Here is a 12,924-nt window from a genome sequence, read left to right on the forward strand (position 1 = left end):
GACAATTTGTTGGAGGGATGGCTGAGTGGTCGAAAGCACCGGTCTTGAAAACCGGCAACCGTTAATAGCGGTTCTAGGGTTCAAATCCCTATCCCTCCACCACCTTGATACGGAAACGGGAACTGAGAAATCAGTTCCCGTTTTTGTTTTTGATACGCAATTAAGAAGTACGATTTTCTTTCCTCGTATCCTCAATTTCTTTTTTTCGTTCCATTCCACCTTAATATCAGTGATTAGGCTCTTAAGTAACCAATTCGCGTTACTATCAGTCGATTCTCTTAAGCACTTACTTAGCTTAGTACAAAATAACTGAGCTTGAGCCTCTCCGAATTTCATTATTGGGAGCTCTTTTGAATTTTTAGAAAGCTTCATGACTGCTTTTTTCACTTCTAGGACTTCTTTTTCCTGTTTCTTGATAAAATCGGAAACTGATGAAAACTGCACTTCAGTGGGTTCGTTGTAGAATTTTTGTATAAACCTATGTAATTTGTCTTCCTCAATCTTGAGTTTACGAGTAAGCCTTGTGAGCTCATTTGCATCTTTCGCAAAACACTCTGAATACCTTTTCCTCAAGTCCTTACTAATACCCATAATGTTCTTTGGCGTGAATACCTCAGCAAATATCTTATCTAAGACAATACATTCAATTTTGTCTTTTGGAATCGGTTTAAAGCTACATAGGCTTTTACCTTTTCTAATTTTTTTGCCACAATCGTAGTATTTATAACTCCCAGACTTTCCAGTCGTCATAACCAGTTTTGAACCGCATTTTGGACACTTTAAAATTCCTGAAAGAAGGTATTTAGTGTTCCATGCTGCGAGCTCCCGGTTCTTAAGCTCTCTTTGTCTCAAACCCTTCTTGACTGTGTTAAATAGCTCCTCATCGATTATAGGAGGAACTGGGACTACAATTGGCTCTTTCTCTTCATACTTTGAGGTTTTTCCATATACATATTGGCCTATGTAAATAGAATTATTTAAAAGCTTCCCAATTGCGTTTTTATTCCAAAGTTTCATTCGGTTGGTTATTTTTAGTTCATTGAGTTTGTTTGCGATTTTCTTGACCCCCATTGGCTGATTCGAAATGTCCCCTTTTGCCCATTGGAATATTTGTTTCACGTACTCAGCTTCACTATCATCGACAACTAACTTTTTTCTCTGTTTATCATTAGTCTTTCCAGCATTGATGGATTTATATCCGAACGGTACTGTTCCTCCTGTGAAGAAGCCTTTTCTTGCAGTATCGTAGAGGCGGTCTGTCACTGTCTTGCCGTTTAGTGCACTCTGATGTTCGTTCACGGAGCCTAAGATATTGAATAGTAAAGTGGTCGTTGAGTCCCAATCTATCAGATTATCTGCTATTGATTTCAGCTGCACATCAAATCGTTTAAATATGCCGATCAATCTTACCTGCTCTTCTACTCTTCTTGTCAATCTTGATAAGTTGTAGACCACAACAGCATCAATTACTTTTTCATGTTGATTTTCACTCTGTATAAATTGGAGCATCCCCTCAAAACTAGGCCTTCTTTTTCCACTATAGGCACTGTACCCCGCATCTTCGTAGTAGTTTACAATTTCATACCCCTGTTCTTTGCACCACTTATCTATATGGTACTTTTGTCCATCTAGTGAGTCTCCTTTTTCTACTTGTGATTCGGAGGAAACTCTAATATAAGCGACGCATTTCATTTTCTAGCTCCTTTTTTAACTTTAGATAATCGTGAAATAGAGTGGACGAAAATTTTATTAAACTCTCGCTCCTCTAAACACAGAATGATGTTTTTTAACTTTGACTCTAGATCTTTAGATAATTTTAATTTTACGTTTAAGTTATTGCTCATTGTTCTTGTCCTATATGCTATCGAACGGTACGAATACAAGAACAAAGTTAGCACACTAATAATTATTATGTATTTACATGTTTACTTGTAAATATAGGTATTAAGTTACTTAGACGAGGTAAAATAGCACTCACCCTCTTAATTCATAAGCTTAAATAGTTTCAAGGTTTTTTTTGGATATATACATTGTTTTTTTATGAAAAAAAGATATGAAAAACTTGATTGTTAAAGACTAACGTTACCATTTGGGCTTGATAATCTATGTTATATTGCTATCGAATGTGCTGAATAAGGGCGCTTGGCTATAAAAAATGAGTGTAATTTCACTTATATTTTTGGTGTTGCTATATAAGGATTACGTGTGGGTTAACTGAGATCTCCATATGATTTAACGAAAGAAGTAAAAGTAAACAAGGTATATCTTCTGTAACTCAATGATTAAATGAAAGTAAAACTACATATCTTTTAAAACCTGAAAAATACTCATAATATTTTTCTGATTAATTATCGAAAGTAAACAAGTAGGCATGGATTGTTGATTTTAATCAATGGGTTGCGTGCTTATCTGATTAGATGTAGTATTATTTTGTTCCTGATTTTATCTTAAAAAATAACAAGTAATTCTAATGGTCAATTAAGGTTTGATCGTTTTTTAAATGCTGTCTTTGCCATAGATCTAATCAGAGGTTAATATTTTCTGTAAAGTTAGCTTACTAGTTAGGATGATTAAGATGAAAGACGTAACATCTATTTAAAAATCGTTTTGGAAGGTAAGTGTGGGAAATGAATTGCCCCATTTTGGGGGTATCGATAGTATGGAAAAAGAAATTCATGCTGAATCAGTTCTGTTGAAATCAAAGAATGATAAGAGGTGCTTTGAAAGTAAAATAGAATTTTTGATGGATTGCTTTGATTTGAAATCAATTGAAGAAATTAACTTTTGGAATATTATTCAGTCGACTGATTTTGAAAGAATTGAAGATGAATTATTAAGGAATAATTCTTCAAAATGTATTCCTGACATCAATAGTCGATATTATGCTCTTGAAAGTAAAATTAGACCGAAACTTGAGATAGGTAAGGTAACAAATGAGCGCTGGCTCTTTAAATTAGTGCCTGACTATAAACTATCCTCTCTTATGAGTCGCTGGGAAAGAGATAACGAAAATAAAACACTAGAGATAAGACAACCATCACAACAAGTAGAAACAAACATGTTAATAGATTTTTATAGGAATGAACTAAAAGAGGTGGTTTATATAATTAATGGAGCTGTTGAACTTTTAAAATGGTTACATTGTTGGGGTGGCAAAGCCTTCATACTTGAAGACCTATTCGAAGATGAAACTTTCCACTTATTGTTTGGTAGTTTCGAATGTGAGAAATAGGACTTAAGCGTATTTGACTAAACTCTCATACTGAGCCCTAATTTAGGTTGGGGCTTTCTTTTTACTTTTTAGTAACCAAACACCCTCATATTAAATTAAAAATTAGGTAGTTAGATGAAAAAAACACCACCAAACCTAAAAGCATTTAGATTCAACGGAATTCCATTTCTAGTAGTTGACCCGAGTACGCTACCTGTTGATGCGTTGGCGGCATTAGATAGATACATGCGTGGTAAAACCGTCAGCCATCCCATCTATATCTACATACAGGATTGGGACGAGTTTTGCGGTGCTGTTGAGCGAGGTGACATCACTATTTAATGTAACCAAGTTTTGATTGCCAGTTAACAATCTGATTGGATTGCACTCAGTAATTAATGTTAATACCAATCATCTTTAAGGTGGTTGGTAACAAATGACTGGCGAGATAGTTATCGATGAAGTGAGGTAGGTATGTTTAGAGCGGCTAAGTTTGGGAGCGTTACTCAGACGCTCCAACATTATGCAGATGAGCTTGATGTTGCGATCACAAGAGCACTTGCAATTTTTGCAGGCATTGAACAATACAGAGTAAATAGGGGCGGGACATTTTTCTATGTGCCTAATAATGGTAGCTCTACAACAACCATTACCCCTGAGCAATTTAAGGATGCATTCCTTGAGAGCATGGGTGCTATGACAATTTATGAATACGAGAAGCCGAAGGGCAGAACCCTTAAACTTAACGACGTTTGGTTAGATGACCCAATTGGTAGTGCCGGAATCGATATATTCGATGTGAACGTTTTGACGGAAAAACAGAGAACGGAAGTTATGGCTATCTTCTCACCCTTCATTGGTGTCATTTACCCCCAACATGTAGCTAAAGTCTATTCAAAGAGTGATATTTCGAAGATCTATAAACAGATTACTAAGACAAAGCTTGGTAGAGACGAAATGGCATCAAGAAAGTATCGTTCGCTGTCACTTGGTGAGTCATGGTCGCTCAGTAAGCCACAAGAGACCATCTGGACATACCTGACTCTTGAACTTCGAAAGTGGGCACTCAGTGATGGCTACGATTATTTTTGCTATGTGAACACACACGAAAAGGATGGTTCAATGTGCTATGTAGCGTTATCAGATAACACATTCGGAAAGCCAATTGCGAGGTACCGATTTGATCACGAGCGTTATCACGAGCTACCAGCAAGTGCATTAATCACGCGAACAAAAGAGTTGGCATTAAAGGGAGAATCAAGTGTTCAAATAGATGATTTCATTTGGTGCGGGACCCCCCCTTCTGACTATTGGATTAAAGAGCCATGTTGATAGGGTAACTTTGACTCTGGTAAATGGTTACGACACTAGAAGTGACCCGAAAAGGCGTAGCTCGGGATCATCCCAGAATTGGTTTAAAGTGCAAATCTAGATCGTTTCTGCACTTAAGCTCAATGTGCAAATTGATTCTAAATTAACTATCGAGGAACCCTATGTAGTTGCTGAACTTTCACCAACCGACATCTGCCCTTAATTTTACAACAGCCTATTGTCCAAATGATCCTGAAGTACTTGTGTCCAACTTTTTTCTAATTTTTTGAGTGATCTGCACCGTCAATGCTGGACTCAAAATTAAGTGATTTTCCATACTTTTAAAAATAATGAACAAGCAAAAGATCTGCCCCCCCTGCGCTTTTTGATGAATGCCTATGAACACACCTTTTTCTATTCAATAGATTGATTAACAGGTTTATAGTTGTCGGAGTACCATTCTGTTTTGTAAGGAAATTTGCAAACATGTCAGTTGAATTAGTTAAAGAACAAATTCGAAGGTTCCTTTCCACCGATACCCCCGAAGTACTTGCTATCAAAGGTGATTGGGGGGTCGGTAAGACTTATAGTTGGGAGCTGTACATCGAAGAGTTCAAAAGCGAATGCGTTTTAAAATCATACTCCTACGTTTCATTGTTTGGGATTAACTCTATTGCAGAGCTAAAGCAAACTACGTTCTTAAACACGATTGATACCAAGCGAATTGGAGAAGCGCCTAACATCAAAGGCTATTCAAAGAAAGTTGCTGACTTGGTGAAGGATACAAAAATTCCCTATGTGAGTAAGTATGTCGGGGGTATTGGCAGTCTTATTAATTCAGTTTCTCAGCTGGCGATGAACAAGACAATAATTTGCTTTGATGACTTAGAGCGTCATAGCAAGGGAATCACTATCAAAGACTTCATGGGGTTAGTTTCTTTCTTCAAGGAGCAAAAAGGTTGCAAGGTTGTCTTGTTGCTTAATGAGGAAGCTGCTGACGATACTTTCAAAGATTACAGGAAGTACAAAGAGAAAATCGTAGATAGACAACTTCACTTCGAACCAACCGCTGAACAGTGTTTCGATATAATGTTTGCTGACGATTTCGAGTTTAGAGATTATGTTCGTGATTGCTGTATTGGATTGAACATCAAAAACAAACGAGTCATCAGAAAGATAGTCGAGCACACAAATGAGTTTTTGGAGCTTGTTGATGACTTCGATGAAAGTATCAAGAACCAAGTGATTCACTCCACTATAGTGCTCAGTTGGTGTTACTACTGCCATGGTGCTGATGAGGTGCACATTCCAGAGTTTGCGTTTGTAAACCAATCAGGGACTAGAAAGGAAAATGAAGAATCGGGATGGACGAAAGAAATAACCGTTCGTTGGAATATGACGTTAAATCGATATGGTTACGGATATACCGATGAAATCGACTTGGCTGTTGCTCGTGGTATTGAGCAAGGTTTTCTTGACAAAGAAAAGTTGATTCCTCTTTGTAGGCATAAGCAGAAAGAGTTAGAAATTCAACATGCTAGTGCTAAATGGGATGAGGCTTGGAAATTATTTCACGGTTCGTTTGATGCAAATGAAGAAGAAGTCGCTGAGGCAATGGAGGCAGGAATGAAGGATATAGCTGCTTCAACCTCTTGCTCTCAATATTCTAGTGGTTTGATGGTGCTGCGGGAGCTAGGAAAAGACAAAAAAGCTGACGAATTGATTGATGTTTTTGTTAAAGCTAGGAAAGAGAACCCGGAGATATTTAATGTAGACAGCATCGTAGCTAACCCTTTCGGTATTAAAGATGAAAAGTTTAAAGAGAAACTGAAGGAGGCTTATTTGGAGTTTGAGCCCAAACCCACTGTGGAGGCAATTCTTGAAAAGAGAAAAGGTTCTAACTCTTACAGTACGTCAGAGGTTGAGATTTTTAATGAACTATCAACAGAGAAAATCGAGGAAATGTTCAGAAGGTTTAAGGGAGATGACCTTACTTCTAACATTAGGACGTTCATGCTGTTGTCTTCGAGTAGCCCCGAACTGGGGAAGAAAGTAGGTGAGGTGCTAGATAGAATCGCTTCTACTGAATTGAACAAATCTCGAATGGCTAAATTTAGACGGTGATATGCAATTACGCATTATCATATAGTGCGTAATTGTATTTTGTGAGGCGTATGTCAGGTGTCTGAGCTGCCGCTTTCGACAGTCTAAGAACTAACAACTCCAAAGGTTCAGTCCTTTGGTGCTGTTGTTATATCTGAGTTTAGTTTGGTCAATACTTCACTTCTCCACATTATCATTTGACCCACTTTTACCTATGTCAGGGAGGTATCTACAGTATCGAGGGAGCATCAAAGAGTAGTTTGAAGGGAGCTGGCGAGAGTATTTGATCATAATTTCAAGACAAAAAGTGAAGCATTAGAAAACGCTGGCTATTGCTATCATGGAAGTCGAGGCTTGTTCAGGAAGTATCATAGATATACAGGTGTCTATCTCAGCCTTGATGGATTCTGTGGGCATATTGATAGAGACAATATCGATGAGTTTGAGTTTAGGTTGTTTGATGATTGATATCTTGCTGTTTATGTTCCTATTAAGTCAACATTGGGTGGAACCTCCCGATGACCTTCACCAGTATATATCGACTATCAAGCCTATCTGAATAGAAACAAACATCAACAACAAGATTAGTATCTAGAGCACTAGGAACAAAAGTGGGGGCATTACGATACGTCAGCTTATGCGAACCTTATCGAATTAGCTTTTGTTGCTAGAAAGCTTTGTCCAAAAGCTTCTTAGTTTGAATCTTTACCCGTGGCACTTTCTAACTAGAAAGTGCCCCATTGTTGGATAGACCTTTTACTCATTCATATCCTGTTCATGGAGTTTTGCCCTATTAAAAGTTATCTATTCTCCTGTGCTGTTCGTCGTGAATCCCCGTGTTGTATCACGGGGGTAAATTCGACATAACAAACAAAGTTCGTGAAACTTTTCTTTTAAGAAATCGAGTTATTCAATATTTGCGGCTAGTCCAATCATGTTCTTATAGTCTTCCCATAACCAATATGATTTATTGTCAGCGCGATAATATCGCTCTTGATTTCTAGCTGACTCCATGATTTTTAAACGATTCCATTGAGAACCATTATAATTACTAGGGTCTGTTACGGAAAACGTCAACATAAAATCTTCTTGATTACTCGTATATTTAGTAAACCCTTCCCACCTTATCTTTGAGAAAGATTCAAAGACAGTTGTGAACTGAAACTCCATAAATCGGCCAACACTAAACTCATTGTTAAATTGGATGTAAGACCACTTTTTATTTAGTGATGACTCTGCTCTATCTCTTAATTCAAAACTTTCATCGTTAGTATGGTGCTCGATAATTCCAAAAAGTAGGATTGAAATGTTGATGCAAGATAGACCTTTAGGCTTGTATTTTACTATGTAATTTAAGCTACTTACTAGTTTGGCCAATACTTGTTCAACATCTCTTAATTCAAGCTCTTGTATGTTTAAGAGTCTTGCAACTAAAAGATCATTATTATTTTTATCGTTGCCGAACGGATAGATACTAATACCGTTACTTTCATACTCAGAATAATCGAGGCCTTTGGCTACAACATATTCATAGATTGACGGTTTTTTTAATGAGACACGTTGATTAAAAAATCGCTTTAAGTAGCGTTCTGAATCAAAGCCTTCACCATAGATAGCTTTAATAGATGATTCTAGAGATTTAGTATCTGTGGCGATCAAAAACGCACATCCATCGACATTGAAGAAGTGCTTTATAATTTCAAGCATTTTTATCGCATAGTCAGGGCGACACCTATCTAGTTCATCTAGAAGGATAACAATTGGCGATTTGAGCTCATACAAGTCATTCAGAATATAACTAATTGTACTTATTTGGCTTCTAATACTCCCCATTGATTCAACTAAGTCGTTTTGTTGGGAAATTAGCTTAGTAATCAAAATCTCATTGGTATCATCAACGTCCTTCATGATATTTATCTGGGGTTTACTAAAGTTAATCATCTGTTCAAACAGGTTCAACTCTTCGAGGCTTTCAATCTGTCCAGCGTCACCTGTGTATAGTTTTTGAGTACTTTGTATTATTGAACTAAGCTTGTTGAAGTTATGTAACAGACCATTTATCTGCCTAATACACTGTTTGTATTTTCTCGTACGTTTATCTGTCTTGCTATTTCTGAATAGAAAACCGAGCTGATTTAAAAGTTCGGTGCATACGACTGTTAAAGGATCTTTAAGAAAGTCACTTTCCCAAGCGTCAATGTAAACAACTGGGTAAGATTGTTCGGCCAATTCAATGTATAGGCGCCTCAAGAACTCTGTTTTACCAGTTCCCCAAGAACCATTGAGATTGAGTACAAAGCCATCGCTTTCTGACGTCAGAATAGATATTAGAAACTTTCCATATTCTTTTCTATTAGTAATACAAGTAGACCAGTTGTAACGGTCTTTCCATTCGTCATAGCGACTTGCATGATCAATTTTTTTCATAAATCGTCCACTATTCAAGGATATACTTGGAGATTTTACACTTAAGTGAATATTTCGAAAGTCGAATGTTTGAGGCTTTCGTGATTTGATCTGCTCCAGTGATACTGGACACTTACGTAAGCGACTTTTTACATACTTTTAATAACTCTACTTTGCTAAATTAGCAATCTTTCTAAAACGGAATTGTCTACAGGTGTGCTGACGGGGCGTATAACACAAAAATGCCCCATTCCTTCTCAGCTCGAATATCTACTCAAAATCTTAGATTGTACTTTTGCCTGACCTGTAGTTATTCGACTAAGTGCCGAATCAAGCTTTTTCAAAATTATGCGTCATTTGGCGTTCTAATACTCACATCTATCATTAACCTATTGATTGTTAATTGAACTTTGATTGGAAAGGCTGCATTATAGGACGTTAAAAACGGCCAAAATCCGTATAGAAAGAGTTAGGTTTTTAGTTAGCGAGGAATTAATGGACGATATTGAATCCATATATGAAAACGAGTGTTTAGATTTTGGTTTGATGGAGCAATTAGCGGAGTTAGTTTTAAATAGGCTAACTTCTTGGGCTAACGAAGAAATTTATGCGCCTTTAGGTGGAAAGTTAACGACTAGCACTCCTTTAAAAGAGTCTGTAAACGCTGGTGCAATTGTAAATAGGCTATCACCACTGAACCCTAATATTGTTATTCATTTTGGGATGATTCAAGAAATCTATCGAGATGCGTTAGTGTTCCCTATCTATTCAGAAAAAATTGCTGAGAGCACTGAAAATTTTAAGAATAAAAATTGGGGTATGTTTAAAGGGGCTAGGTTTAAGTTTGAGGCAGGAGTTCCTACGCTAACATCAAAAGAAATTAGCCCTCTTAGTGCTACTTTTTCAGGTCTTTGGATAGAGGAGTATAAAAAAAGAGCTGACGAAAACCCTGAACTTATGAGCGAAGAAAGGCTGGATGTCATAATCAAGACTCTACCTGCTAGGTTTCTTATGTTCGAACTGATGCTCTCATGGGTGTTTTTTCATGAACTATCTCACCTTATCCAGTGCCACTATAAATTAAAAGGGGACACTTCCGAAAACATTGAGTACTACGAAGTTGTCGGCGATTTCACGGAGCCAGATTTTAGAGGTCAATCTAGAGAAATTTTAGCTGATATTGAAGGGTTAAACCTTACAGTTCGGCATATGGAGCGTGAAGGTTTCTATGGACCCAACTCCATGTACTTATTACTTTGCTCTATGACTTGTATGTTCAATAGATTCTGCGGTAACGGATATCTAGAAAAATTTCATGAAGTCAAAGGTGCTCATCCTCATCCAGTAATTCGAGATGATTTTATTCATGAGTATTTTTGTTCACTAATGGCAAGAGCTACCCCCTTTGTCTGGGAGCCAAGTGTGCGCGAATCTATTCTACTGGGCTATGGATACTTGACAATTCGTTCTGCAATGGCAGCCGGACTTTTTTGGGCAAACAGGTATCAAAACTTTGATGGTAAAGAGTATCCATCATATATGTCCTTACAAATGACCACGAGAACAAAGGAAGCTGAGGCATATAAAGCTGAGTTACGAGGTATTACTCATACCCAGTTAGAGGTTATTACAGCTGAACATTTATATAATGCGACAACTACGAAACTGCTGTTTGAGCAGGTGTTCTTTGAAAAATAAAAACCTAACAATAAAATTAAGAGTGATTCATAACGCTTGGTGCTCTCACTTCAAGCCAGTTTAGTGTTTATGGCACAATGGTTTAGCTAAGGTGTTAGCGTTGTTCATACTTTAACTTTGCGTTAGCCCTACAAGGAGTAAGGTTTGGAGTTTTATAACGAAATATTTACTAAGGCTGGCTTTTTGATACCTCCTTATATCACAAATCAGGATTTAAATAACATTGCTAATGTACTTAAAAAAAAAGAAGCTCTTGAGATAGAAGATTATCTAAAGCATATTTACTCTGAGCAAAATTTGGCAAGTATGGTTAGAGGGCTATATCCAGACGTTCCGTATATAAATGAGTATAAGGATATAATATCGGAATCGATAGAAGCTCATTTTATAGGCCTTGATCATATTGCAGTCGCAGGTTTAATGCCTGTAATTGAAGGTGTGGGAATGAAACTCGTAGATGTTTGGGGAATCGAACGTGAGCGGTCGACAAGTAATCGAAAAGGAGTTATAGCATTATTTTCCGAATTGGCAGAAAAATGTAAGGAGCATGTAATAACTAATAACCTTGGTAATGTAAAAGCAATTACTGCTTCAATTGATGTATTTGAATATTTTTTGAAAAATAATTTTTACGTAAGATCTAGTTCTTATAAACATTCAGATAAAACTAATAGGCATGGTATTTCGCATGGTTCTTACAATGATAATGACTATGGTATCCCATTGAATTTCTATAAAACTATAGGTGCTGTCGATTTTTTGTGCTTTATTATTTCTCTTAGAGAGCCAATATCATTTTTTGCTCCATCAAGAACGGATGAATCTAGACAATTAGCTAAACTCTATCAATTATGCAGTGTGTATAGCAGGTTACGCGGACACTTCTAGGGCTAACAAATGCATCAACACGATTTGCTACACTTGGCATTGTCAGTTTGCCCTTAGTTTAAGTGATTAAGGCGGTAAGTAGCAAACATGTTATTCCAGCGTTAGGTGCTTTGAGTCAAGAATCAAAATATGACGAATAGAGATTGAAATGAAATTCAAAGAAAAATTAATAGATTGGTACAATGAGTCTGGAGTTGAGATTAAGAAAAAGATCAAGAACCAACTTGCTTCACGTTATAGCTCCATGCTTTTTGATAACTATTATGACCGTACATATAAAAACCAAGAAGTATCTGCGGCTATCATATGCCTAACCAAGAAAAGGTTTTGGTTAATTGTCGCATCATTAATACCCACATTTTTCATGACCTCTGATTCATTATCAACACCTGTCGTAGGTCTTTATATATCTCTGAATGCAGCAGGTATCTTTTATATAGCTTTTAATTTGTACCCGGAGGTTAAGCAATCTTTCAGAGCTGCAAAGCAGGCGCTTTTCTCGCTTGAAATGATTAAAGTGAGAAGAGCATGGCTAATGAAAGAGCTTACTGGTGCAAGCTATTTCACCGAAGCAAACCGATATTTAACAGAAGATAGCCATATTGAATTGGTTAACAAACTTAGAGAGTTAAACGGGTTCAAAGTAATACCAGTCCCAAATAAAGGTGATGGTCAATTATATTCGATTGTATATTCTTTGAGTCATCCGCTAGCTATAGGTATTAAAAATGGTTTTTCTTTCTCTAGAAAACCAGTAAAAACCTTATTAGATGTTTGTAATATCTTTGTTGAACAGAATCTTCGAGATTTAGAAAAACTAAAAGCAATTCCTAATATCGACTTGCTCGGAATTTATGATTCGTTAAATTATTTAGAAGCTGAAATGTCACAGTATGCGGATAAGCCACAGCAGATGGTTACGGAATCAGATCTTGTTGCATACTTTATACAAGCGGTAGATAAGGTTAACTATAGCGCTCAAATAGAGATGCCGTTTTACGTAGGTCAGCGCTATGACTTGAAATTCGAGCCTTCTGATATTGAGAAAGGGTTTGCTAAAAAGCTGGTAACTAAGTTTTATGAACTCACCTAACAAGCATTTAGGGTTTCAAGATACTTTTGCTAATCTTGTATAAACGATTTAGAGCTACAGGTCTAAATCGTTTATGTCCAAAAGTTTCTCAGGTCGAATTTTTACCTGTGTGTGATCACCAAGCGATTCTGTCGTACCTTAATTACCAAGCGACTTTGTCATTACACTAACTACCGAGGGAAAATGTCGGGACTGATTTAGCGTACTTTTTAAA

Annotated in this window: 8 protein-coding genes, 1 tRNA gene and 1 pseudogene; 8 read left to right on the forward strand and 2 right to left on the reverse strand. The window is 36.9% G+C overall.

What is annotated here, in order from left to right:
- Positions 1–11: 11 nt before the first annotated feature.
- Positions 12–102, forward strand: a tRNA-Ser gene (locus tag F0232_RS24415).
- A 531-nt stretch (positions 103–633) separates the two neighbouring features.
- Here the strand turns inward: F0232_RS24415 and F0232_RS25270 are convergent.
- Positions 634–1,692 (reverse strand): annotated as a pseudogene (locus tag F0232_RS25270) (recombinase family protein); the annotation flags it as partial.
- A gap of 967 nt (positions 1,693–2,659) precedes the next feature.
- Between F0232_RS25270 and F0232_RS24430 the strand changes: the two are divergent.
- The 4 genes from F0232_RS24430 to F0232_RS24445 all read left to right on the forward strand — a co-directional run bounded on the left by F0232_RS24430 (position 2,660) and on the right by F0232_RS24445 (position 6,646).
- Positions 2,660–3,232 (forward strand): hypothetical protein, encoded by a 573-nt coding sequence (locus F0232_RS24430; protein ID WP_171751057.1) that lies wholly within the window; start codon positions 2,660–2,662, stop codon positions 3,230–3,232.
- A gap of 114 nt (positions 3,233–3,346) precedes the next feature.
- The gene (locus tag F0232_RS24435) at positions 3,347–3,553 is read left to right on the forward strand and encodes a hypothetical protein (protein ID WP_065608107.1); all 207 of its coding nucleotides are present in this window, start codon (positions 3,347–3,349) and stop codon (positions 3,551–3,553) included.
- A 132-nt stretch (positions 3,554–3,685) separates the two neighbouring features.
- Positions 3,686–4,543: a hypothetical protein gene (locus F0232_RS24440; RefSeq protein ID WP_171751058.1), complete on the forward strand. Its 858-nt coding sequence runs from the start codon at positions 3,686–3,688 to the stop codon at positions 4,541–4,543.
- A 465-nt stretch (positions 4,544–5,008) separates the two neighbouring features.
- Positions 5,009–6,646: a hypothetical protein gene (locus tag F0232_RS24445; RefSeq protein ID WP_171751059.1), complete on the forward strand. Its 1,638-nt coding sequence runs from the start codon at positions 5,009–5,011 to the stop codon at positions 6,644–6,646.
- Between the two features lie 885 nt (positions 6,647–7,531).
- Here the strand turns inward: F0232_RS24445 and F0232_RS24450 are convergent.
- Positions 7,532–9,052, reverse strand: a complete 1,521-nt coding sequence (locus F0232_RS24450; protein WP_171751060.1) for a P-loop NTPase fold protein — start codon at positions 9,050–9,052, stop codon at positions 7,532–7,534.
- Positions 9,053–9,526: 474 nt separating this feature from the next.
- Between F0232_RS24450 and F0232_RS24455 the strand changes: the two genes are divergently transcribed.
- From F0232_RS24455 to F0232_RS24465, 3 genes are all read left to right on the forward strand, one after another.
- A complete protein-coding gene (locus F0232_RS24455; RefSeq protein ID WP_171751061.1) occupies positions 9,527–10,729 on the forward strand; it encodes a hypothetical protein in 1,203 nt (400 codons plus the stop codon).
- Positions 10,730–10,873: 144 nt separating this feature from the next.
- Positions 10,874–11,617: a hypothetical protein gene (locus F0232_RS24460; protein ID WP_171751062.1), complete on the forward strand. Its 744-nt coding sequence runs from the start codon at positions 10,874–10,876 to the stop codon at positions 11,615–11,617.
- 148 nt (positions 11,618–11,765) lie between these two features.
- Positions 11,766–12,710 carry a hypothetical protein gene (locus F0232_RS24465; RefSeq protein ID WP_171751063.1) on the forward strand — a complete coding sequence of 315 codons (945 nt, stop codon included), beginning with the start codon at positions 11,766–11,768 and terminating at the stop codon, positions 12,708–12,710.
- The last annotated feature ends 214 nt before the right edge of the window (positions 12,711–12,924 follow it).

This window comes from Vibrio sp. T3Y01, from assembly GCF_013114525.1.
Lineage (GTDB): Bacteria > Pseudomonadota > Gammaproteobacteria > Enterobacterales > Vibrionaceae > Vibrio > Vibrio chagasii_B.